Here is a 22,544-nt window from a genome sequence, read left to right on the forward strand (position 1 = left end):
TATGACTCATCCTGGTGACAGTTCGCCACTGTTTGAATCAATCTCAAATGACATTGTTACTAAGGGCTACAGTATTTATTCTGATGCTTTACCGAAAAGTTTAGCCAACTTATTGCTACAATATATCACTGAATTGCCAGAAGAAAAATTTCAACGAGCAAGTATTGGTAGAGCTGAAGGTCATGCCATTAATTATTTTATTCGCACGGATGAAATTGCTTAGATAACAAGTAACAGCGAAGCGAGTTGCCTAAATGGAGGTCGGTATTTAGATTATGTCGGGAATCGTGAACGGTGAATAAAACAATTTACTCTACGCTAAAAGTACCCAATGCATTAGAGTATATGAGTGTTAACAAGGTGATTTAAGGCTACATATTGTTGCAAATTAACCTGCTGATCTTATATACATTTACTGGATGTTCAGTCAACATGTCAATATTAATCATTTCTGGCGGTCTGTAGGAGTTTGTCATAATGCACTCAGTTAAATTATTACTTTTATTTATCGTATTTATTCTTAGTGCTTGTGTGCAAGTGCCGGTCAAGAACGAGTCTCGTGTTTCTAATTTAGCTGTGACTAGTGTTTGGGATATTCCAACGAAATTTGCGTCGGGAACAAAGTATAGTATTTCTCCTCATCACCTTGAGAAAGTCTCAAATAAACATGGTGAAATTAAAAGTGCTTATCATCGTTATGCTGACGGTATTAAAAAAAACTTGAATAGTCATAGCTACCAAGAAGTACAAGATGCTAATGCCGCGGTATTTCATGTCAGTTTTATTTTAGCGTTATCTGAAGACTTAGACGATCAAACGATTAGCGAAAAATTTGGTATTACTCCCGGGCTGCAGGAAAGTCAGGGCCTTGATAAAGGTAGTGTATTAGTTGCCATTACTGACGCGAATACGGGTCAGCGCATATGGCATGGAGCAATTCAAGGTTTTGTGCAACAAGGCGCAACGCAAGAAGAGCTTGAGAGGCATCGAAACTATGTCATTAATATGCTGTTAGCACAATTTCATAAGTCTCATTAACATTTGGCCTAAATGTTTTTAACAATTTTATACACACTTTTCTCCTTTAATAAGGTCTACTATACTGAGAGAGAAAGAGGATAATGTAATGAATAAATCAATAGCGTATTTAGTTTGTCTAGCAGCGCCTTTTTTGCAATTTTCTGTTGCACAAGCCGCTGAGGTTGAAGTGAAGTGGTCAAATTCAGAAAAGTATTCAGATATTGATGCTGGTGAAGAACATAGAAAACACTTTAAAGAAAGAACCTTTAAGTCTTTTGAAAAACATTTTGCTAAGTTGGCTAAGTCATTACCTGAAAACCAGAAGTTGGTTTTTGATATTACTAATGTCGATTTAGCCGGCGATGTACACCATGGCGGTATAAAACGTATTCGTGTGGTAAAAAGTATTTTTTTCCCAAGAATGGATTTTAGTTATCAGTTGTTAAATGCAGATAATACTGTGCTGAAAAGTGACGATGTCTCGCTAAAAGATATGGGTTTCTTAATGAACAATGGTTTGCGATATCGCAGTCAATCACTGAGCTATGAAAAAGAAATGCTTGATGATTGGTTTAAAGATACCTTCAGCGAGTAGCTTTTAAAGCGCCTCAGAAAAAAAACGCAGCTAAGCTGCGTTTTTTATTTTTTAAATAATGGTTTATTTGCTTTGTTCGAATTTGCTCAATACGGTGAATAGCTGTTCAATTTTTTTGACTAAATCGATAAGCGTTTGTTGATCAGAAGTTTTCTGCCAAAAAACTAAATCATTTGCGACTTCTTCAACGTAGGGCTGAAAGGTATTAGCGGAACATTTAAAACCAGCATCTTCAGTAAATATTGCTGAAAAGCCTGCTTGTTTCGCTTCTCGCATTGAGGCCAATGCGTCATCTGCTGCCAATGACTTTTTTAAAATTATCGAAATATTGTCGACAAGTTGTTTGTGTACCGCTTCGCTCATAGTTATTTAAATTCGTTTATTATCAATAGTACTATTATGCCAAATTGATTGGGGTTTTGTTAGCTTCTCCAGCAATTTCTCTAACAAGTTTTGGCATTAAATAGCCTGGCAAAATGGCCATAAGCTCTAAGGCAATTTTTTTTGCCTCAAGATCATCAACATCAAAGTGCGCAACCCCTTGAACTTTATCAAATAGATGCAAGTAGTATGGTTGAATGCCATTATCAAATAATTGTTCGCTTAATTCGGCCAGAATACTAGCGTCGTCATTAATACCTTTTAATAATACACTTTGGTTAAACAATGGAATTCTTGCCGATATTAATGGCTCAAGGGCTTGTATAACATTTGCGTCAATTTCATTGGCATGATTAATATGAAAAACGATAGCGGGTTTTAGCCGAGTATTGGCAAGTGCTTGAACTAAGCTTGTGGTAATACGTTGTGGAATAACAATCGGTAAACGGGTATGAATGCGCAAGCGCTTAATATGACGGATTTGCTCCAGTTGTTCAATCAGCCAGACTAAATGTTCATCACTAGCCATTAACGGATCACCGCCGCTAAAAATGACTTCATTAATTTCTGGGTGCTCATCGATATAATCAAGGGCTTGCTGCCATCGCGTTTTGTTCGGGCTATTGTCAGCATAGGGAAAATGACGACGGAAACAGTAGCGGCAATTAATCGCACAACCACTTTTTACCACCATCAGCACCCGATGTTTGTATTTATGCAGTAAACCTGGAGCGACAGTGTCATGCTCTTCTAAGGGATCATCCAAATAGCCATCAGTTATCATAAACTCTGCACTTAATGGCATCACCTGTTTTAATATTGGATCATTGATATCGCCTTTTTTCATTCGAGATAGTAAAGGTCTAGGCACTCGAACTGGAAATAGCTTACGGGCACTAAAGTGATGTTGGTATTGTTCTGGTGAAATATCGAGCAATTGTAATAAGATTTTTGGATCTGTAATAACATTTGCTAATTCTTTTTGCCAAGAAGTGTGCAATTTATCGCTGATTTGAGTTATTATTTGCGGCATTTCTATATTCAATTTTTAACCTTTACGTGTACTACGTGAATGAGCGAGCATAATAATTATGGCTAATTTTAGCACTAACCAGTTCAAAGCTGGACTTAAATTAATGATTGATGGTGAACCTTGTAACATTATCGACAATGAAATCGTAAAGCCAGGTAAAGGGCAAGCGTTTAACCGCATTAAAATTCGTAAGTTGATATCTGGTAAGGTATTGGAAAAAACTTATAAATCAGGTGAGAGTGTTGAAGGTGCCGATGTTATGGACTCAGAATTAGGCTATTTGTATGCCGATGGTGAGTTTTGGCACTTTATGAATAACGAAACCTTTGAGCAAGTTGCTGCTGATGAAAAAGCCGTTGGTGATAATGCTAAGTGGTTAGCGGAAGGTGATCTTTGTACTATAACATTCTGGAACGGTAACCCTATCTCTGTTGCGCCACCTAACTTTGTTGAGTTGGAAATTACTGAAACTGACCCTGGTTTAAAAGGTGATACCGCAGGTACTGGTGGTAAACCAGCAACATTAGCAACTGGTGCCGTTATTCGCGTTCCTTTATTTGTGCAAATTGGTGAAGTGGTTAAAGTGGATACTCGCTCTGGTGAATATGTTTCACGTGCCAGCAAATAGTTAATTAACTATTTAGTTAGATGTTTTACATTTACTGCGCATAGCAAAATAAATGATTTTTAAATAAAAAGCCTGCAATTGCAGGCTTTTTGTATTTAGAACGAGCAGGCGCCATGTTCAGCGAATGTGAAAGCATAGCGGTTATTAGCTTGTGAAATTTACATTAAATGTTCATTAAAATAATTCGTCATCATAGTTTTCAGATGTAAGGTGGTTCCTTCGCCTTCCCGAATGCCATGGCTTCTATTTGGGTATGACATAAAGTCAAATTGGCGATTATGTTTAATTAATTCATTAATCAGTCGCTCAGTACCTTGGTAATGAACATTGTCGTCACCTGTGCCGTGTACCAATAACAGTTTGCCTTGTAAATTTTTAGCGTGGGTAATTGGTGAGCCTTGCTTGTAACCTTCGGCATAGTCCGTTAACAAGCCTGAGTAACGTTCTTGGTAAATACTGTCGTATAGACGTTGGTCTGCGACAGGCGCTAATGAAATGCCTACTTTATAAAGCTCTGGATAGCGAAATAACATGTTTAATGTCATTGAGCCACCACCGGAGTGCCCCCAAATACCAACTCGGTCTAAGTCAATATACGACCAACGTTCTGCCATGGCTTTTAACGCATCGGCTTGATCACGTGAAGATAATATGCCGACCGCGCCATAAATTGACTTGCGCCAGTCTCTGCCTTTTGGAGCAGGTGTACCACGGTTATCAATTGAAGCAACAATATAGCCTTGTTCGGTTAACATTTGATCCCAAAAGTATGAATTACCACGCCATCTATCTTGCGCAGTTTGTCCTGCGGGCTCACCATAAACATAAAATATAATTGGGTATTTTTTGCTAGCGTCAAAATTAGCAGGTCGCATGATATAGCCGTCAAGTACAACGCCATCTTGCGCGGTCACCTGAAAAAATTCATGCTCAGGTTGAGCAAGTTTGGCCATTTTTGCTGTTAATTTTTGGTTATCCATTAACAAATGTTTACTTTGATGATCGCTAACTTTGATTAAACGTTTTTGTGTCGGCGTTGAAAAGCTGGAATGAGAATGAATTGCCCACTGGCCATCTGGTGACATTTGATAGCGATTAGAGCCTGAAAACTCTGCTGGTGTTAGCCGTTGGTTTGATAAGCTACCATCTAATTTACTGCGGAATAAATAACGCTGGGCAACATTTTCTGGTGAAGCGATAAAATATACCCAGCCATTTTTTTCATCTACGGCTTGAATATCCGTGATATCAAAAGCACCAGCAGTTAAGTTAATAGTTGATTTACCGTCACGTGATATTTTGTAGATATGGCGCCAACCACTACGCTCACTTTTCCAAATAAAATCAGTACCATTTTCTAACCAACGAGCATCATCATAAAAGTCTAGAAAGGTCTCTTCTTGCTCAGTCATGATGAGATCAACGTCACCATTTTGACTATTCGTTAGATAAAGTTTGTTGGTGTCTTGTTTACGATTAACATGCTGAATTAACAGTTGCTCTGAATTACCTGACCAATTCATACGCGGAATGTACATTTCGCGTGAGTTATTCGGCAGTTTCGCCCAAGTTGTTTTTTTGCTCGCTAAATTAACAATACCAATTTTTGCTAACGCATTTTGCTCGCCAACTTTTGGATAAGGAAATTTAGTCAATGTTGGGTAAAGCTCATCAGTATTGTTAATCATGATGAAATCTTTACTGCCTTGCGTATCTAACTGCCAAAAAGCGATACTTTTTCCGTCAGGGCTCCAGCGAAAACCATCACGTATGGAAAACTCTTCTTCATATACCCAATCAAATAAGCCGTTAATAATGCCATTACCGGCATCTAAGGTAAGTTGTACAATTTCATTGTCGGCTAGTGCTTCAACATAGATATTATCTTCAAACACATATGCGACCTTGCTGCCATCAGGGGAAAACTTAGCAAACATTAAGCTGCTCGCTTTTACGTTTTTACCACCCAGTCGCTGTAATTGATTTGTGTTGAGGTTCAATACCCAATAGTCACCACGACTGTTCGAGCGCCAAACCTTTTTACTGTTGGTGTAAATCAGCACTTGAGAACGATCATCTGACCATAGGTAATTATCAATAGCCAGCGGCTTTTTCTTACCTTCTGGGGTTAACTGCTGTGCAGATATAAGCACGGTTCGCACTAAGGTATTGGGATCATAGAAAACGATTTCTTTGCCAATACTTTGCTCTTTGCCATCTTTATCTGCTTTGGTGGTAGCGGACTTTTCAACAGCGGTATAACCACTGCCATCTGCAAGCCAACGAATACGCCCTAGCCACTGCGAGGTAAATTCACCTTCTTTATAGATGCGCTCAACGCTTAATGGCTTGTTGATGAGGTTATTTTCGGTTGTGGAATTGTTAGCGGTATTTTGACAAGCAATAAGTGAGACTGACATGGCGGCCAGCGCACACCAGCGAGTAAGTTTGGCTGTAAACATAGTGATTCCTTCTTTGACATTGTGCTAACTTTAAATTGTATACAATATTAAGGCAAATGAGTTCAGCGTAAATTTTTGTCTATTCATCATTAAATCAGTCATTTCTTTTAAACTATTACCTTCAGAACTATTTTACTTGTTAACAATTATTATTTTGTATTGAAAACATTCAACTTGCCCCCACCTTAAAGAGACGAAAATATTTTGGGATCTGCTATGCAATCGGCATTATCAATATCGAAGTTAGAAAAAACTTACAAAGGTGGTTTTCAGGCCCTAAAGGGCATTGATCTTACGGTTAAGCAAGGCGATTTTTTTGCTTTGTTAGGCCCTAATGGCGCAGGAAAATCGACAACTATTGGTGTGATCACCTCATTGGTGAATAAAACCGCCGGAAAAGTTGCCGTATTTGGCCATGATATTGACCAAGAGTTAGAAGCCGCTAAAAGCTTTATTGGTTTAGTGCCACAAGAATTTAACTTTAACCAGTTTGAACCTTTAATGAAAATTTTGGTTAATCAAGCTGGCTATTATGGCGTTGAGCGAACAATCGCGCTGGAGCGTGCAGAAAAGTATTTAAAGCAACTAGATTTATGGGATAAACGTAATGATGCGGCTCGAATGCTTTCCGGTGGCATGAAGCGTCGCTTAATGATTGCCAGAGCATTAATGCATGAGCCCAAAATGTTGATACTGGACGAGCCAACCGCCGGAGTTGATATTGAGCTAAGGCGCTCGATGTGGGATTTTTTGCGTGAATTAAACCAACAAGGTATTACCATTATTTTAACTACCCATTACCTTGAAGAAGCAGAAACTTTATGTCGGAATATCGCCATCATTGATTCTGGTATTATTGTTGAAAATACCGATATGAAATCTTTATTGGCCAAGTTAGACGTTGAAACCTTTGTTTTTGATTTAAAGCCTGAGAGTAAGGCGGCGCAGTTAACTGATTTTTGCTATCGAGTTATTGACGACCATACCTTAGAAGTTGATGTGAAAAAGAGTCAAACCATCAATCAAGTGTTTATTGAGTTAACACAACAGGGCATTGAGGTGTTAAGTATGCGTAATAAAAGTAACCGATTAGAAGAGCTTTTTGTTAGTTTAGTCGGCAGCGGTCAAGAGTCAGTTTCAAGTGCGACGCAGGGGTAACCAGTAATGATTAACGCAAGAAATATTATCGCACTAAAAAGTATTCTTCATAAAGAAATTCATCGCTTTATGCGTATTTGGGTACAAACCTTAGTACCGCCTGCTATTACCATTAGCTTATATTTTGTTATATTCGGTTCGTTAATTGGTAAGCGTATTGGTGAAATGGGCGGCTTTGATTATATGTCATTTATCGTTCCTGGGCTGATCATGATGAGTGTTATTACTAACTCTTATTCTAATGTTGCTTCGTCTTTTTTTAGTGCCAAGTGGCAACGTAATGTTGAAGAAATGCTTGTCGCACCTGTTCCTAATTGGGTAATTGTCGCCGGCTATGTTGGCGGCGGTATGGCACGAGGAATATTAGTTGGCAGTATTGTCACGATAGTGGCGATGTTTTTTGTCGACATTCAAATACACAATATTTGGGTGATTATTGCCACCGTTGCACTTACCTCGGCAACTTTTGCTTTGGGCGGCTTAATTAATGCGATTTTTGCCGGCAGTTTTGATGATATCTCAATTATTCCAACCTTCATCTTAACGCCGTTAACCTATTTAGGCGGAGTGTTTTATTCGATTAGTTTATTGCCTGAATTTTGGCAAGGTGTGTCGCAGATTAATCCGATCGTTTATATGGTAAATGCATTTCGCTATGGGTTTTTAGGTATTTCTGATGTCAGTTTAGTGTTGTCTTTTTCTGTGCTTGGTGTCTTTATTGTTAGTTTATATAGCATAGCAATGATACTGATAACTAAAGGTATTGGTTTAAGAAGTTAGTGAGTAAACCTCACGAAATAGCGGGTACGAACTTTGAATATTTATAGGTAAACCAGTAATGAGCTCAACAGAAATAACCGGTGACTCAAAGGCAATAGTGACTAATCAGCCGGGTATACATGAAAAACTAGCGGAGATTGTTGCTAAGCATATTGAGCATCCGTCACAAAAGCCAATACAAGCACATACACAGCAAGCGTTTGATGAAATAGATGCTATTGTTCAATCTTTTTCAGGACAGATAATTTTAGACTCTTGCTGCGGTGTTGGGCAAAGTACTCGTCTCTTAGCAAAGAAGAACCCTACAGCGTTAGTGATAGGGGTTGATAAGTCGGCTCACCGCATTAATAGAAATGTTGACGAAGTAACGCGAGATGATGGTCAGGGCACTGTTGATAACTACCATCTTATTCGCGCTGATTTAAATGATTTTTATCGCTTAGTGGTTGCCGCTAAGTGGCCAGTTGATAAACACTATATTTTATATCCCAATCCTTGGCCGAAAGCCAAGCACGTGCAAAGACGTTGGCATGGTAGTGCGGTTTTCCCACAAATTATTGCTGTTGGTAATGAAATTATTTTACGTAGCAATTGGCAATTATATTTACAAGAGTTTCAAGTTGCAGCTGGCATTGCGGGCTGTTTTGGTCGCATTTCACAAGTGAACGATGAACAACCGTTAACGCCATTTGAAGCTAAGTATCAGGCCAGTGGTCAAGTATGTTGGCAATTTAGCATAGTGAAAGATTAATTTTTCTTTGTTGTTAAAATTATTAAATAATTGGCTAAATTTACATTTATTTAGCCAATTTGCATAACTTCTCCATCTCTTGTTTTACCTGTTTTTTATTGTTTTTGTTTGTATTTCAATGTGTTGCAAGATTGGCTTGAATGTTGATATTACCTTGCTATATCAAATTGAAATTTAGGACGAATGACATGACTAACAATATTAAAAAAACAGTTTTAATGATGGCCTTAAGTAGCCTAGCAATTGTTGAATTAGGACTGGTTTACGCGGCAACATTGCTTGCTTAATAACACCTCATTATCTTCAACATAATTGTTTTAAACAGCAATTGGGTTGAAAAAACGAGACTTTTGCCGAAAATTTTATTACAGTGCCGCACTTGTGTAAAACAACTTGCTTAGGGCGAGTAGTAAATAGTGAATAAGTATGACGGTTAGTAAACGCGCGGCAAAAGCAACTGAAGAGTCTTTACATCGCATTTTTACCATTCCTGTAGCGCCTAACTCCACGTTGGGTCGAATAGAGAATGAGATATCGCAAAATTTAGCGGGTTTTCTTGGTGAGCACATTGCGGCAACCGAGCAAGCGTTGACTGAAATTGAAAAAGACTTTGCTAACTCGCAAATACCTGAAGATCCTGCTTTTGTTTCTGATCATATGCATCACTTACTTGATAAGCTAGTATCGCAATCTGTTCATACCTCCAGCCCAAACTTTATCGGCCATATGACCTCGGCCTTACCTTACTTTATTTTGCCATTATCAAAATTGATGATCGGGCTAAATCAAAACCTAGTGAAAATAGAAACTTCTAAGGCGTTTACGCCGATGGAACGACAAGTACTAGGGATGATGCATCGTTTGGTTTATCAAGGTGATGAATCGTTTTATCAAGAGTGGATGCACAGTGCAAATCATTCCTTAGGTGCATTTTGCTCTGGTGGTACGGTGGCAAATTTAACCGCGCTATGGGTGGCTCGAAATAACTTATTAAAACCTGATGGTGAATTTCGTGGTGTTGCTCGCGAAGGCTTATATAAGGCCCTTAAGCATTATCAATATGATGGCTTAGCCATCTTAGTGTCTGCACGTGGGCATTATTCGTTGAAAAAATCTGCCGATGTTTTAGGTATTGGCCAAGATAGTGTTATTGCTATTCCAACAGATGAAAATAATAAAATTGACTGCCGACTACTAAAAGCTAAATGTCAGCAATTAGCCAAAGAGAATATCCGGGTACTCAGTATTGTTGGTGTTGCCGGCACCACAGAAACCGGTAATATCGACCCGCTTGCTGAAATGGCTGAAATAGCGCAACAATATCAGGCGCATTTTCATGTTGATGCTGCTTGGGGCGGGGCAACTTTATTATCGAATAAGTATCGGCCATTATTAAATGGTATTGAGTTAGCGGACTCCGTGACTATTGACGCCCATAAGCAAATGTATGTCCCGATGGGGGCTGGCTTAGTGGTATTTAAAAATCCGGCCTCTGTTGCCGCGATAGAGCATCATGCGGAATATATTTTACGTAAAGGCTCAAAAGATTTAGGTAGTCATACTTTAGAAGGCTCGCGCCCTGGTATGGCAATGCTGGTATATGCGGCACTGCATGTTATTAGTCGTCCAGGCTATGAAATGTTGATTAATACTAGTATTGAGAAAGCGCATTACTTTGCTGAGTTGATTGAGCAACATGCAGATTTTGAGTTAGTGACACAACCTGAGCTTTGCTTATTAACTTATCGCTATAATCCCACCGGCGTGCAAAAATTGTTGGCGACAGCTAATGAGAGTCAACAAGAACATATTAACGTTCTACTAGATAAGCTCACTAAGTTTGTGCAAAAACGGCAACGTGAGAATGGTAAGTCATTTGTTTCTCGTACCCGAATTGAAGTGCAAAAATATAATGGCCGCAAAACCTTGGTATTTAGAGTGGTGTTAGCTAACCCTTTAACCTCGAAAACTATTTTACAAGATGTGCTAGCAGAGCAAACGCAGTTAGCTCAGGAAAGCGAAACCTTTTTACCAACCTTATTATCTATGGTTGACGCCGTATAAAGTGCTGTGGTTAAGATGTTAAACAAAAAAGCGAATAACTAAGTTATTCGCTTTTTTTATTACTGTTTAGACGTTATCGCTTTACAGAAATACTTGTAAATTATCTATTAATCGGGCTTTTCCGCAATGTGCGGCGGCAAGAATAACTAACTCTTTGTCGTCTTCACTGGCAGGTTGTAAAGTACGAGCATGGCAAATATGAATATAGTCTGTTTTCATACCAGCGTTGTCTATGTAGCTTGCGGCTTTTTTTGCTAGGCCAATAAAGTCGCTGTTATTTGCTATTTCTTTCGCTAACCATTGAATGTTTTGCGCCAAGGCCGGTGCGATTTTCTTTTCTTCGTCAGTTAAGTAATTATTGCGAGAACTAAGCGCTAAGCCGTTTGCTTCTCGCACCGTTGCTACCGGCACGATTTCTATAGGCATTGATAAATCTTCAACCATAGTTTGGATCACTTGCACTTGTTGGTAGTCTTTCAAGCCAAAGCAAGCTATATCGGGTTGTACTAAATTGAAGAGTTTACAAACAACCGTTGATACGCCGCGAAAATGTCCTGGACGACTCTCGCCACAATAACCATCAGAAACATTAGGTACTTCGACATAACTCTGCTTATCTAGACCTTTTGGGTAAATAATATCAGCCGTCGGAGTAAATAATAAATCACAGCCTGCCGCAATTAACTTATTTTGATCAGCGGCCATAGTTCTTGGGTAATTGTCGATATCTTCATTGGCACCAAATTGCATGGGATTGACAAAGATACTGGATACGACTTTATCGGCGAGTGAAACCGCTTTTTCTACCAGAGCGATATGGCCTTGATGTAAATTACCCATAGTTGGCACAAAGGCTATTTTAAGACCCTGCTGACGCCATTTTTTTATTTTGCTACGTAACTCGGTAATATCTTGTGTTGTTTGCATTGTCATACTGTTTGTCTGCTTAGCTTTATTATAATCGCTTGTTATTTGAAGATATGCTCAGGGCCTGGGAAATTACCATTACTGACTTCTTGAATATATAGTTCAATGGCTTTTTGAATATCACCGGTATCAATTAAAAAGTTACGTGAAAACTTTGGCATATAGCTACATGAAATGCCTAAGGCATCATGCATAACTAATATTTGACCATCGGTATCTTTACCGGCGCCAATACCTATGGTTGGAATAGAAACCGCCTCGCTGATCGCTTTACCTAAACCACTAGGAATACATTCAAGCACTAATAATTGCGCTCCTGCAGCTTCTAGTGCTTTAGCATTTTCGATCATTTCTTGCGCTTTATCACTGTCGCGGCCTTGTACTTTAAAGCCACCGAAAACATTAACAGATTGCGGTGTTAAGCCTAAATGGGCACAAACCGGAATGCCTCGTTCAACTAGACCGCTAATGGTTTCTTCTAACCATTGTCCGCCTTCAAGCTTAACGATGCTGGCTCCTGCTTGCATCAATTTGGCAGCATTAATATACGCTTGTTCTGTGGTTGCGTAACTCATAAATGGCATGTCGGCAATAATAAGGGTATTTTCAACACCACGCTTTACGCATTGGGTGTGATAGGCCATATGTTCAATGTCAACGGGTAAGGTGTCGTCCTGGCCTTGCAAAACCATGCCTAAAGAGTCACCGATTAATATCGCGTGAATACCTGCCTGATCGAAAATCTTCGCAAAACTGGCGTCGTAAGCCGTAATGGTGGTAATTTTTTCACCTTGTTGTTTCATTTTTTTCAAGGTGGCAGTGGTGATTTTAGCCATAGTATTATCCATTGTTTATGACGCCAAACAGGGCATCAGTAATTTTAGAGTGGTTATACTAACGCAATTTGCTATGAATTTTTAGTCCATTTTTTTCAATCTGGTCAGCCAGTTGAGAAACGTTTTCACCATCAGGCAATAACAAGTTTGTTGCTATCTCCGCTAAAGGCAATAACACAAACTCTCTGAGCTTGAGACCGTAATGAGGCACAATTAGACGCTCAGTATTAATGACCATTTTATCAAACAACAAAATATCTAAATCTAATACTCTTGCCCCCCAGCGATTGTCTTTACGAACACGGCCGGCATCATTTTCAATATTTTGCAGTTGATCAAGTAGTTCAATAGGACTCAAAGATGTTTCGAGTGCAACCACAGCGTTCATGTAGTCAGGTTGATCTTGTGGCCCCATAGGGCGACTGAAGTATAACGATGAAACTTGTGTAACTGAGCAGTTTGCTAACTGCTCTAGTTTAGCTAATGCGGAAATAATTTGTGCTTGCGGATCAGATAAATTACTTCCTAATCCGATATAGACCAACGGCATTAAGCTTCATTACCTGTGGTTTGCTGACGTGGCTTTCTGCGTTTACGTGTGGTTCTCCTTGCGCCACTTCGACTTTGTGCAACACTCTTGATCATCACTTGTTGAGTTTCGACATTGCTATGCTGGAAGTCTCCCCACCATTTAGCTAAGTCTTGCAATGCTGAACTTTGCTCGTTACTTGCTGATGACGAATTTTCAATTTCAGCACGCAATAATAAAAAGTCATATCCGGCTCTGAATTTCGGGTGTTCAAGGGTCTTAAATGCGCGCTTACCTTCACGACGAGACAACTTATCTTGTAAAATCCAAATGTCTTTCATAACCGCTTGAAAGCGCTTGGGAATGGCAATACTGCGTTGTTGTTCGGACATTATTTCGCTTAGCGCGGCAAAGAAAGCGTCTTGTGGTGTTAACTGTGTTTCACTATTTAGCCGTTGTATCTGCTCTTGCATGGGGTACCACAGCATAGCGGCAAATAAAAATGCCGGTGTAACGCGTTGGTCGGTATTAACACGATGATCGGTGTTTTTCATTGCCAAACAAATAAAGTCAGCAAGATAAATTTGTGACTGTTGCTCTAATTGCTGATTAACGGCTGGAAAAAAATATTGAAAAAGACGGTAATCACGCAGTTGTTGGAAGTTTTCTAAGGCTTTACCTGACATAAACAACTTTAAGAACTCTTCAAACAGGCGTGCCGGTGGAATATTTGCCATTAACGGTGCAAGTTCTGTTATTGGTGCCTTGGTGTCCTTATGGATAACCATATCTAACTTTGTCGCAAAACGAATGGCACGCAACATTCTTACTGGGTCTTCACGGTAACGGGTTTCTGGATCGCCAATTAAGCGAATTTGCTTGGCATGAACATCAGCAACGCCATTGGCAAAGTCGTAAACTTTAAAGTCCTTAGCAGAATAATACAGAGCATTTATAGTAAAATCGCGACGTTCAGCATCTTCTTCAATGTTGCCATAAATGTTGTCACGCAATAACATGCCATGCTCACTTTGCTTGGATGTTTTTTGACAACTTTTTTCTTCGTTATTTTCATGGTGACCGCGAAAAGTGGCCACTTCGATAATTTCGCGACCAAATACGATGTGAGCCAAACGAAAGCGGCGGCCAATTAAACGACAATTACGAAATAGCGCTTTAATTTGCTCTGGTGTCGCGTTGGTGGCAATATCAAAATCTTTTGGCTCTAAACCAAGCAAAATATCACGAACGCCACCGCCAACTAAGTAGGCATCATAACCGCCAGAATTTAAGCGATACAATACTTTCAGGGCATTGTGACTTATGTGTTTTCTAGATACCGGGTGTTGATCACGAGAAAGGATCTTTGGTTGTTCAAATGAAGGCTGTTTAGACTGGCTCTTTCGTGTTTTTCCGAGTACTTTTTTACACAAGTTGATCACGCTTTTGATAATGTTGGACCTTAAATTTGTCATGAAATTTCTCGCGCAATGATATAACAGCGCAAGGTAAAAGAGAATGAAAATAGTGCGAATATTCGACGTTTATTAATATACCAGGATTTATAAAACGATTTCTTGAGATTTTGGCACTTGCTTGATTGACCAGTGACTTATGGCCCAGGCTAAAAGCTCGTTAAGACTAGCGTAATTTAGCTCATCGGGTGGTTGTTGGCCGAGAAATGTTAACGCGGCAATTAATGACGGCATGGGGTTTTTAGTATCAATAGCAGGAGCGTTATTTTGTTTACTTAATTTATAGCCTTGGTTGGTGACCGCAAGAGGAAAGTGACCAAATTTAGGAGCGGGCTGATGGAGTATTTGATAAAAACTTAGTTGCCGTGCTGTTGGCTCTAGTAAATCACAACCTCGTATAACATGGCTAATGCCTTGGTAAATGTCATCAACGACGACCGCCAGTTGATAGGCAAATAGACCATCTTTTCGGCGGACAATAAAATCTTCATGAGCAAGTTTTTCATCACAATTAACATCACCTTGGATTAAGTCTTGATAATGAAAAATAGCCGCTGAATTTATGACTCTTATCGCATGGTTATTAGCGAGTAAATGTAAGTCGCGACAATGGCCTTGGTAGATGCCTCCATTTGCTTTAATTTGTGCACGCGTGCATGCGCAATGATAGCTTAATTTTTGCTGAGCAAGGTTGGATAAAACGGCTTGGTAGTGCTTTGTTTGCTGGCTTTGATAAAGCACCTCTTCATCCCAATGCAAACCATAATTCTCTAAAGTGGTTAGTATGTCTTTACTGGCACCGAGTTTTTCCCTTGGTGGGTCAATATCTTCAATTCGCACTAACCATTTGCCATGATTATGCTTCGCATCTAAATAACTTGCGAGTGCAGCAATTAAAGAGCCGAAATGTAATAAACCAGAAGGGGAAGGAGCAAAGCGACCACGATACTCATGTTGAGCTGGTGGTCGCAACGTTGAACTTGCTTGCATTAGCTAAGGTAAATTAACCTGCTAATTGACGTTCTTTGATTTCTTGTAGAGTTTTACATTCAATACAAAGATCGGCCGTAGGGCGTGCTTCTAAGCGACGAATGCCAATTTCAATACCACATGATTTACAAAAGCCAAATTCGTCTTCTTCAATCAATTGAAGGGTTTTTTCAATCTTCTTGATCAGTTTACGCTCACGATCTCGGGTGCGTAGCTCAAGACTGAATTCTTCTTCTTGTGCCGCACGGTCAACCGGATCTGGAAAGTTTGCCGCTTCGTCTTGCATATGAGTCACGGTACGGTCAACTTCTTCACGAAGTTGATCACGCCAAGCTTCTAGAATTTTTTTAAAATGTTCTAGTTGCTCATCGTTCATGTATTCTTCGTTAGGCTTTTCAACGTACGGTTCAACACCTGCTAATGCTAAAATACCTAATGCTTTGTTTTTTGGCATGCTAATTCTCCTAATGCTACTCGACCTAAATCGATGAAAAATAGTTACTTCGTGTAACTTCATCGTTTGGTTGCAACTGCCAATCTAAATAGACCTAAAATATCTCACTTAATATTGTGTTGGTCGATATGAAATTCAAGGCTTATTTTATAAAAAACGCTTAAAAGTTAAAAAAAACCTCGTTCAGCTAACTTTAATTCGCGGTGACAATAAAATATAAGCAAGCTTTTTTAGCAAGTTTTTAGGTAGGACGTCAATCATTATCGCAGCTAATTGTCCTAAAATTACCGATTTAACATTATAAATCTACTGAAACTTGGCTATCTAAGGTGATAGAAAATTGCTCTTTATCGCGGTTGAAACTGGCTTTGTAGGCTAGTATTTCGACACCCTGTTGTTTGGCTTCTCGTAATAATTGGCTGTATTTCGGATCAATATGCCCTGCGGGTTTTACGCTATTGATGCCGGTATGTAATACCGCAAATAATAATACTGCTCTATGGCCTAAAGCCGCCATGGCGATTAATTCTCGCAAGTGCTTTTGTCCTCTTTCGGTGACGGCATCAGGGAAATAGCCTTGTCCGTCCTCTAATAAAGTAACACTTTTGACTTCGATATAGCTTTCTCGTCCTGATTGGTCATATAGTTGAAAGTCAATTTTACTATTTTCTTCACCATACTTTACTTCACGTTTTAGTTTAGTGTGCAACAGAAACTCTTTAATCAAGCCGTTAGTCAGTGCTTCTTCGGTTAATTGGTTCGCTCTAATGGTGTTAACGCATATCCAATGTTTAGCTTGAGTATAAGTGATCTCCCAGCTATGAGGATATTTGCGCTTTAGATTGTCAGAAGTACTATACCAAACCGTATCACCGGGAGTTGCGCAGCCTGTCATAGCGCCAGTATTGGCACAGTGCATGGTTATTTCTTTACTGTTACCTGATATTTCATCTACTAAGGTTACATCGGCTAAAAAGCGTTTATAACGTTTAATTAGGGTGCTAGGTTGTAAAATAAAATTCATGGTAGCCAAAGTTAGATTAATTATGACTACAGGTTAATTATTTGCGGTCATGGTGTAAACTGTTGTTATTAAATTAAACCTAAAGGCGTGAACATGACAACAACCCAATCTGCTTCAGTATCAATAACTTTAGTTGAAAATAGCCAAGCTCAAGGCTGGCAACAAGGTAAAACCGTGCAAATAGGCGAAGATAGTATTGCCGTATATTTACCAAAGGATACTAACCAACCGTTAAGAACCATTCAGGCTGCTGCGCGTAAAATTGAAAAATTGGGCATCGCTCACGCGACATTAACCGGAGATAACTGGGACGAAGCTAGCCAGTGGGCTTTTGCTTTAGGTTTTAGTTGTGTCGGTAAATTAGAAAGTATTGATTTCTGTGGAGATAATGCCTTAGTTGAAAGGTTAACCAATAAGTTAGCGATTTATGCTTGGAGTCGAGATTTAACTAACCAAACCCCGGCGGAGTTATATCCATTAAAATTGGCTGAGCTCACCAGCAATTATATTAAAAATTTAGCACCCACTCAGGTGAGTACTCGCCTTATTCAAGGTGAAGAACTTCAAGCTGAGCAATGGATGGGAATTTACAATGTTGGTAAAGGTAGCGTTAACCCGCCGTGCTTGCTGGAGTTAGACTTTAATCCAACTGGTGATGACAGTGCCCAAGTGGCGGCTTGTTTAGTCGGTAAAGGCATTACCTTCGATAGTGGTGGCTACAGTATCAAAACCAGTGCTGGTATGTTTGATATGAAGTGTGACATGGGCGGCGCAGCGGTTGTCGCCGGCGCTTTAGCATTGGCGATAAAGCAAGGTTTAACGCAGCGCGTGAAATTATACTTATGTTGTGCTGAAAACATGATCAGTAATAATGCCTATAAATTGGGCGATATTATTACTTACAAAAACGGTGTTACCTGTGAAGTTGCTAATACCGATGCGGAAGGGCGCATTGTTTTAGCGGATGGTTTAATGGCTGCTGGGGAAACGGGCGCGCCATTAATTATTGATGCTGCGACGTTAACCGGCGCTGCTGTGATGGCAACTGGTGGTGATTATTCAGCATTATTTTCCTTAGATAATAATGCTGTAGCTAAAGCGCAACAAGCTGCACAAGCAACGGCAGAGCCTTTATGGCAATTCCCTTTAGAGCCTTGGCATCAAGATAAATGTTCATCGGTATTTGCCGATACTGCCAATAGTCGCACTCAAAAAGGTGGTGGTGCTGGTGGCGCAAGTAATGCGGCAGGATTTTTATCGCGCTTTGTGCCAAATGACGGAGCGGGTTGGTTACATTTTGATTTAGCTGCTGCCTATAATGCCGGTGAGTCAAGCTTATGGGCTGCAGGCGCAACGGGTCTTGGCATTGCAACTATTGCTGATTTGATCGCGAAGAAATAGTTTGTCGCATTTAGCTCAATTTAATTGACAAAAAAGCTGAGAGTTTCTCAGCTTTTTTGTTTTTAATGCATTCAGATGAATCAACCGGTTTGTGTTTGCTGTAAAAATTGTTCTAACCAAGACTTTGCACTGTCTACGTCGCTAAAAACATAAAAAGTAATGTTACAAGCCTGATAAATTCTGCGCAGCTGTAACTGCTGAATATCGGCGGTAGTGCTATCAATTAGCACACTGGCGCTGGCGATTAAGCCATGTTTTACGCGAAATTTATTGACCTTAATTAAAGCTTCTTCTGCTTCCGGTGAAAAAACACTATTGCCATGAAAAGAAATCAGTAGACCCCAAGGCTCACTAGAAAATTGTTCACAAGCTTGATACATATCGTCAATGTACTGCTCTGTAACACTATTATCAAACGGACCAAATGCATCTACCTGCAAAATGTTCGATTGCGATGCTATCGAGTATTCTCCTGTGACTTTCGTTTCCATTATGCAACTCCTTTTCAAACGGGGTGACAATAAATAGCAGGATTTTAATCGCTTGCCAAGTAAGCAGATTTTTCAAAAAAATCCAGTTTAAATTCATATAGAAATCAATAGCTAAAAATTTAATTTCCAAGCATGTATTGGTATATAAGTAACGCCAGACGATGTTGATTTTGAATGGTATAAACTAAAACTGTTGATTGTTAGCCATTGATGTTCGCCTACAGGTAAGGGGGTATCAATGGCTAATGAGCTCGGCAGCACTATCGGCTTTTTTGCTTTGCGGTATAGGCTTAAGTGCGGCTGATAAGCTCTATTGTCGACCGTAATTTCACCCTCATCACATACCTTAACAATTAACTTTTGTAAGTGCGCTAGCCACTCAGGACAGTATGAGGGCATAAGGTGTAATACCTGTGCTTTGTTAAAATGTCCTAGCTGCGCCAATGATAAGGAAAAATAGTGCTGGTGAGATAAAAACTTACCTAACTGTTGCAGAATTAAATCATGCTGCTCGCTTATCAATTGCTCAATATCTTGCTGTTGAGTTTCATTCAATATGCCAAGAAATGCCAAGGTAATATGAAAGTTGTCTTGGGGAATTTTTTTAAATGGTAATGGCAGACATTGCTCGCGCCAACGAGCAACAGCATTTTTATCGACAGGTGTAATATCTAAGGCAACGAACATTCTTTTTTTCATCAGAGAAAGCGCCAATTTGAAATGGTAATAATCAACTATCAGCCTATTGGCTTATGTTAATATGGCAAATAATTACAGAATAAACCCAAAGTGATGCTCAGTAAACTATGACACTATTGGCTAGAAAACTACCCATTGATGATATCAAAAACGATGTGATTTCAGCGTTAAATAATCACCACACCATACTGTTAACCGCTCCCCCAGGTGCTGGTAAGTCAACACAATTACCGCTGTGGCTCTTAGCATTAGATTGTTTATCAGGTGAAAAAATATATTTATTACAACCGCGACGGATTGCCGCGAAGAATATTGCCTGTTACTTGGCTGAGCAATTGGGGGAAAACGTTGGTGAAACTGTCGGTTACCGTTTACGTAATGAAAGTAAAGTGTCGAAAAATACGCGTTTAGAAGTAATTACCGAAGGCATATTAACGCAAATTATTCAGCATGATGCTGAATTGGAAAATTGCGGCTTAGTGGTATTTGACGAGTTTCATGAACGTTCTCTTAATGCTGACTTAGCCTTTGCCTTAACTCGTGACGTGCAATTAGGCTTGCGTGAAGACTTAAAAGTTTTATTGATGTCGGCAACGCTGGCCACAGAGATGATAAAACAACAACTCCCTGAAGCGGTTTGCCTCGAAAGTCAGGGCCGAAGCTTTCCTGTAGAGATTAGTTATCAAGCGCCGAGCAATACAAGGTTGTGGCGCGAGCACGCCTTATCCGTTTTAAAGTCAACCATTGCTACGCATCAGGGCTCAATATTGGTGTTTCTACCGGGCACGGGTGATATTCGCTATTTGGCTGAGCAGTTAGCGGCATTTATGCCAGAAACCATGTTGCTTTGTCCCTTGTATGGTGATTTATCGCTTACTCTACAACAACAAGCGATAGCGCCGGCACCAAACGGGCAGCATAAACTGGTACTTGCGACTAATATTGCCGAAACCAGTTTAACCATTGAAGGCGTTAATTTGGTGATAGATTCAGGCCTAGAAAATGTTGCCATTTATGATAACCAAACTTTAACGAACAAGTTAACGCAGCGCGCGATTGCCAAAGCTTCGGCAATTCAGCGCGCAGGGCGTGCCGGGCGTTTACAGGCCGGCCATTGTATTCGCTTGTATAGTATAGATGATTTTTCGCGCCGAAGTGAACAAAGTGCCAGTGAAATACAGCAAGCGGATTTGCTGCCAATGTTAATGGAATTAGCGCGATGGGGAGCAAGTGATTGCTCACAACTGCCGATGATTGAAATGCCGGAGAGTAAGCGAGAACAACTTGCTTGGCAGGAATTAATTGATTTAGGTTTGTTGTCTTCTCAGCAGCAATTAACAACAGACGGTAAACAGGTGGCTAATTTTCCTTGTCATCCAAGGTTTGCCAAAATGCTATTACGAGCTCAACATCTTGAGCAGCAACACGACATTAGGCATTTATTGTCCTTAGCTTGTTTATTGGCGGCGTTATTAGAAGAACGTGATATTTTTAATGCCCAGCAACGCAGCAACGACTGTGATATTGCTCATCGCGTGCTGCAGCTTTGTCAGCAACCAAAAAAGGGTAATCATCAGCGCATTATTCAACAAGCACAGCGACTTTTCCGTTTAGCAAATCAACATATACTGCAAGCTAAAACTCAAAATCATTTTTGCCTTTCGAGCAGTGACTTACCTATTCAGCACTGTGGCTTAATACTGGTGCATGCCTACCCAGAACGTATTGCAAAACAAAGAAATAACCAAGGTCATTATTTAACGGCTTACGGTAAAGGCGTGGTGGTGAATCAGGCTGATGCCTTAGCGGCTGAACACTATATTGTTGCCGCGCAATTATTTCAACGCCAGCAAGGTTTAATGGTCGCACTGGCAGCTGAATTTGACTTAGCACAAGCATTGGCTTGGGGCATAGTTAGCACCGAAAGTAAAACGCATTTGCAGTTTGACCAGCAAGCGAATCGTATTGTTTCAGCACAACAGCAAGTACTTGGGGCATTGGTGATCAAAGATGAAAACACCAGACAAAAGATATCAGCTGAATTATTAATTGCCTGCTGGTGCCAACATATTAGAAAGAAAGGCCTGAGTTGGTTAAAGTTTGCTACAGATGCAGAACAGCTATTATTGCGTTGGCGTTGGCTAAACAGCACACAAACGCATTTGGCGTTTCCTGAGGTTGACGACAAGTTTTTGTTGGAAAATTTAGAGCAATGGTTAGGGCCCTACTTAACTGACATTACTAGCAAAACACAGCTCGATAAATTAAATTTTTCTGAATTATTGTTTAACCAGCTTAGTTATCAGCAGCAGCAAACATTTAAGCAATTGGCGCCGGTATTTTTTGTTGGACCGACGGGGCGTAAATGTGCGATTCGTTATAGTCTAGAGCAAGCACCGATTGTCTCACTACCCATGCAAGAGCTATACGGGGTTACGGTAACGCCTACGGTGGGGGATAAAAGCAACAACAGCCAAGTGGCTTTGATTATTGAGATACTCTCGCCTGCGAAACGGCCCATTCAAGTGACACAAGACTTAGTCGCGTTTTGGCAAGGCAGTTATCAAGCTGTACAAAAAGACATGAAAGCGCAATATCCTAAGCACTTCTGGCCGGATGACCCGGCTAATGCCCAAGCAACACGTAAAACCAAGCGTCATATTAAAACCTAAGTCATGGTAACGGAATGTTGTCGTTATAAATTTACTAACTAACCTGAGCTCTGAATAAGCAAATGCTACAGCAGCACTATTAAAGCCTACTTGAACGCCTTTAACTAGACATAAATACCACGACTGTAGATTGATGTTGATAATACTTTGAAATAGTTATTTTTTTCATTCTCA

Annotated in this window: 22 protein-coding genes; 10 read left to right on the plus strand and 12 right to left on the minus strand. The window is 39.9% G+C overall.

Annotated features, from left to right (window positions below; genetic code table 11):
• Position 1 precedes the first annotated feature (1 nt).
• The 3 genes from AC27JP_RS16710 to AC27JP_RS16720 all read left to right on the plus strand — a co-directional run bounded on the left by AC27JP_RS16710 (position 2) and on the right by AC27JP_RS16720 (position 1,615).
• Complete coding sequence (locus AC27JP_RS16710; protein WP_487117067.1) at positions 2-223, plus strand: hypothetical protein; 222 nt, start codon at positions 2-4, stop codon at positions 221-223.
• A gap of 254 nt (positions 224-477) precedes the next feature.
• Complete coding sequence (locus AC27JP_RS16715) at positions 478-1,038, plus strand: DUF4136 domain-containing protein (protein WP_487117068.1); 561 nt, start codon at positions 478-480, stop codon at positions 1,036-1,038.
• An 88-nt stretch (positions 1,039-1,126) separates the two neighbouring features.
• Positions 1,127-1,615, plus strand: coding sequence for a DUF3016 domain-containing protein (locus AC27JP_RS16720; protein ID WP_487117069.1), 489 nt, complete (start codon positions 1,127-1,129; stop codon positions 1,613-1,615).
• Between the two features lie 63 nt (positions 1,616-1,678).
• On the opposite strand, the gene AC27JP_RS16725 is transcribed toward AC27JP_RS16720, so the two are convergent.
• Together AC27JP_RS16725 and epmB are read right to left on the minus strand one after the other, a co-directional pair.
• Entirely contained in the window at positions 1,679-1,978 is a 300-nt protein-coding gene (locus AC27JP_RS16725; RefSeq protein WP_487117070.1) for a hypothetical protein, read from the minus strand.
• Positions 1,979-2,012: 34 nt separating this feature from the next.
• Positions 2,013-3,029 (minus strand): EF-P beta-lysylation protein EpmB, encoded by a 1,017-nt coding sequence (gene epmB / locus AC27JP_RS16730; protein WP_487117211.1) that lies wholly within the window; start codon positions 3,027-3,029, stop codon positions 2,013-2,015.
• A gap of 58 nt (positions 3,030-3,087) precedes the next feature.
• Here epmB and efp point away from each other — a divergent pair, with 58 nt between their 5' ends.
• A complete protein-coding gene (gene efp, locus AC27JP_RS16735) occupies positions 3,088-3,657 on the plus strand; it encodes an elongation factor P (RefSeq protein WP_487117071.1) in 570 nt (189 codons plus the stop codon).
• Between the two features lie 158 nt (positions 3,658-3,815).
• Here the strand turns inward: efp and AC27JP_RS16740 are convergent, their stop codons facing one another.
• Positions 3,816-6,119: a S9 family peptidase gene (locus tag AC27JP_RS16740; protein ID WP_487117072.1), complete on the minus strand. Its 2,304-nt coding sequence runs from the start codon at positions 6,117-6,119 to the stop codon at positions 3,816-3,818.
• A 216-nt stretch (positions 6,120-6,335) separates the two neighbouring features.
• Here AC27JP_RS16740 and AC27JP_RS16745 point away from each other — a divergent pair, with 216 nt between their 5' ends.
• From AC27JP_RS16745 to panP, 4 genes are all read left to right on the plus strand, one after another.
• A complete protein-coding gene (locus tag AC27JP_RS16745) occupies positions 6,336-7,277 on the plus strand; it encodes an ABC transporter ATP-binding protein (protein ID WP_487117073.1) in 942 nt (313 codons plus the stop codon).
• Between the two features lie 6 nt (positions 7,278-7,283).
• Positions 7,284-8,057 carry an ABC transporter permease gene (locus AC27JP_RS16750; RefSeq protein ID WP_487117074.1) on the plus strand — a complete coding sequence of 258 codons (774 nt, stop codon included), beginning with the start codon at positions 7,284-7,286 and terminating at the stop codon, positions 8,055-8,057.
• 58 nt (positions 8,058-8,115) lie between these two features.
• Positions 8,116-8,808, plus strand: coding sequence for a tRNA (guanine(46)-N(7))-methyltransferase TrmB (gene trmB, locus AC27JP_RS16755; protein ID WP_487117075.1), 693 nt, complete (start codon positions 8,116-8,118; stop codon positions 8,806-8,808).
• A gap of 426 nt (positions 8,809-9,234) precedes the next feature.
• Entirely contained in the window at positions 9,235-10,872 is a 1,638-nt protein-coding gene (panP, locus tag AC27JP_RS16760) for a pyridoxal-dependent aspartate 1-decarboxylase PanP (RefSeq protein ID WP_487117076.1), read from the plus strand.
• A gap of 81 nt (positions 10,873-10,953) precedes the next feature.
• Here the strand turns inward: panP and panC are convergent, their stop codons facing one another.
• The 7 genes from panC to sfsA all read right to left on the minus strand — a co-directional run bounded on the left by panC (position 10,954) and on the right by sfsA (position 17,107).
• Entirely contained in the window at positions 10,954-11,799 is an 846-nt protein-coding gene (gene panC / locus AC27JP_RS16765; RefSeq protein ID WP_487117212.1) for a pantoate--beta-alanine ligase, read from the minus strand.
• 41 nt (positions 11,800-11,840) lie between these two features.
• Positions 11,841-12,635 (minus strand): 3-methyl-2-oxobutanoate hydroxymethyltransferase, encoded by a 795-nt coding sequence (gene panB / locus AC27JP_RS16770; RefSeq protein WP_487117077.1) that lies wholly within the window; start codon positions 12,633-12,635, stop codon positions 11,841-11,843.
• A gap of 58 nt (positions 12,636-12,693) precedes the next feature.
• Complete coding sequence (gene folK, locus AC27JP_RS16775; RefSeq protein WP_487117078.1) at positions 12,694-13,185, minus strand: 2-amino-4-hydroxy-6-hydroxymethyldihydropteridine diphosphokinase; 492 nt, start codon at positions 13,183-13,185, stop codon at positions 12,694-12,696.
• A complete protein-coding gene (pcnB, locus tag AC27JP_RS16780; RefSeq protein ID WP_487117079.1) occupies positions 13,185-14,639 on the minus strand; it encodes a polynucleotide adenylyltransferase PcnB in 1,455 nt (484 codons plus the stop codon). The genes folK and pcnB overlap by 1 nt, the downstream gene beginning before the upstream one ends.
• Positions 14,640-14,726: 87 nt before the next feature.
• Positions 14,727-15,629: a tRNA glutamyl-Q(34) synthetase GluQRS gene (gluQRS, locus tag AC27JP_RS16785; RefSeq protein WP_487117080.1), complete on the minus strand. Its 903-nt coding sequence runs from the start codon at positions 15,627-15,629 to the stop codon at positions 14,727-14,729.
• A 13-nt stretch (positions 15,630-15,642) separates the two neighbouring features.
• Positions 15,643-16,083, minus strand: a complete 441-nt coding sequence (gene dksA, locus AC27JP_RS16790; RefSeq protein WP_085298823.1) for an RNA polymerase-binding protein DksA — start codon at positions 16,081-16,083, stop codon at positions 15,643-15,645.
• Between the two features lie 298 nt (positions 16,084-16,381).
• The gene (gene sfsA, locus AC27JP_RS16795) at positions 16,382-17,107 is read right to left on the minus strand and encodes a DNA/RNA nuclease SfsA (protein WP_487117081.1); all 726 of its coding nucleotides are present in this window, start codon (positions 17,105-17,107) and stop codon (positions 16,382-16,384) included.
• A gap of 93 nt (positions 17,108-17,200) precedes the next feature.
• Here sfsA and pepB point away from each other — a divergent pair, with 93 nt between their 5' ends.
• Complete coding sequence (pepB, locus tag AC27JP_RS16800) at positions 17,201-18,508, plus strand: aminopeptidase PepB (protein ID WP_487117082.1); 1,308 nt, start codon at positions 17,201-17,203, stop codon at positions 18,506-18,508.
• 80 nt (positions 18,509-18,588) lie between these two features.
• Here pepB and AC27JP_RS16805 read toward each other — a convergent pair whose 3' ends face one another.
• The gene (locus AC27JP_RS16805) at positions 18,589-18,999 is read right to left on the minus strand and encodes a hypothetical protein (protein WP_487117083.1); all 411 of its coding nucleotides are present in this window, start codon (positions 18,997-18,999) and stop codon (positions 18,589-18,591) included.
• A 111-nt stretch (positions 19,000-19,110) separates the two neighbouring features.
• Complete coding sequence (thpR, locus tag AC27JP_RS16810) at positions 19,111-19,698, minus strand: RNA 2',3'-cyclic phosphodiesterase (RefSeq protein WP_487117084.1); 588 nt, start codon at positions 19,696-19,698, stop codon at positions 19,111-19,113.
• 107 nt (positions 19,699-19,805) lie between these two features.
• Between thpR and hrpB the strand changes: the two genes are divergently transcribed.
• Positions 19,806-22,370 (plus strand): ATP-dependent helicase HrpB, encoded by a 2,565-nt coding sequence (hrpB, locus tag AC27JP_RS16815; RefSeq protein ID WP_487117085.1) that lies wholly within the window; start codon positions 19,806-19,808, stop codon positions 22,368-22,370.
• Positions 22,371-22,544: the final 174 nt, after the last annotated feature.

Source organism: Colwellia sp. SU-HH01172 (assembly GCF_057553355.1).

Excerpts from the sequence above, each read along its gene's own strand:
- AC27JP_RS16750 (WP_487117074.1), top strand. The coding sequence starts at position 7,284 with ATGATTAACGCAAGAAATATTATCGCACTAAAAAGTATTCTTCATAAA.
- folK (WP_487117078.1), bottom strand. The coding sequence starts at position 13,185 with ATGCCGTTGGTCTATATCGGATTAGGAAGTAATTTATCTGATCCGCAA.
- panP (WP_487117076.1), top strand. The coding sequence starts at position 9,235 with ATGACGGTTAGTAAACGCGCGGCAAAAGCAACTGAAGAGTCTTTACAT.
- hrpB (WP_487117085.1), top strand. The coding sequence starts at position 19,806 with ATGACACTATTGGCTAGAAAACTACCCATTGATGATATCAAAAACGAT.
- gluQRS (WP_487117080.1), bottom strand. The coding sequence starts at position 15,629 with ATGCAAGCAAGTTCAACGTTGCGACCACCAGCTCAACATGAGTATCGT.
- panB (WP_487117077.1), bottom strand. The coding sequence starts at position 12,635 with ATGGCTAAAATCACCACTGCCACCTTGAAAAAAATGAAACAACAAGGT.
- AC27JP_RS16715 (WP_487117068.1), top strand. The coding sequence starts at position 478 with ATGCACTCAGTTAAATTATTACTTTTATTTATCGTATTTATTCTTAGT.
- AC27JP_RS16805 (WP_487117083.1), bottom strand. The coding sequence starts at position 18,999 with ATGGAAACGAAAGTCACAGGAGAATACTCGATAGCATCGCAATCGAAC.
- panC (WP_487117212.1), bottom strand. The coding sequence starts at position 11,799 with ATGCAAACAACACAAGATATTACCGAGTTACGTAGCAAAATAAAAAAA.
- thpR (WP_487117084.1), bottom strand. The coding sequence starts at position 19,698 with ATGAAAAAAAGAATGTTCGTTGCCTTAGATATTACACCTGTCGATAAA.
- efp (WP_487117071.1), top strand. The coding sequence starts at position 3,088 with ATGGCTAATTTTAGCACTAACCAGTTCAAAGCTGGACTTAAATTAATG.
- pepB (WP_487117082.1), top strand. The coding sequence starts at position 17,201 with ATGACAACAACCCAATCTGCTTCAGTATCAATAACTTTAGTTGAAAAT.
- AC27JP_RS16740 (WP_487117072.1), bottom strand. The coding sequence starts at position 6,119 with ATGTTTACAGCCAAACTTACTCGCTGGTGTGCGCTGGCCGCCATGTCA.
- AC27JP_RS16725 (WP_487117070.1), bottom strand. The coding sequence starts at position 1,978 with ATGAGCGAAGCGGTACACAAACAACTTGTCGACAATATTTCGATAATT.
- AC27JP_RS16720 (WP_487117069.1), top strand. The coding sequence starts at position 1,127 with ATGAATAAATCAATAGCGTATTTAGTTTGTCTAGCAGCGCCTTTTTTG.
- epmB (WP_487117211.1), bottom strand. The coding sequence starts at position 3,029 with ATGCCGCAAATAATAACTCAAATCAGCGATAAATTGCACACTTCTTGG.
- trmB (WP_487117075.1), top strand. The coding sequence starts at position 8,116 with ATGAGCTCAACAGAAATAACCGGTGACTCAAAGGCAATAGTGACTAAT.
- dksA (WP_085298823.1), bottom strand. The coding sequence starts at position 16,083 with ATGCCAAAAAACAAAGCATTAGGTATTTTAGCATTAGCAGGTGTTGAA.
- pcnB (WP_487117079.1), bottom strand. The coding sequence starts at position 14,639 with ATGACAAATTTAAGGTCCAACATTATCAAAAGCGTGATCAACTTGTGT.
- sfsA (WP_487117081.1), bottom strand. The coding sequence starts at position 17,107 with ATGAATTTTATTTTACAACCTAGCACCCTAATTAAACGTTATAAACGC.
- AC27JP_RS16745 (WP_487117073.1), top strand. The coding sequence starts at position 6,336 with ATGCAATCGGCATTATCAATATCGAAGTTAGAAAAAACTTACAAAGGT.
- AC27JP_RS16710 (WP_487117067.1), top strand. The coding sequence starts at position 2 with ATGACTCATCCTGGTGACAGTTCGCCACTGTTTGAATCAATCTCAAAT.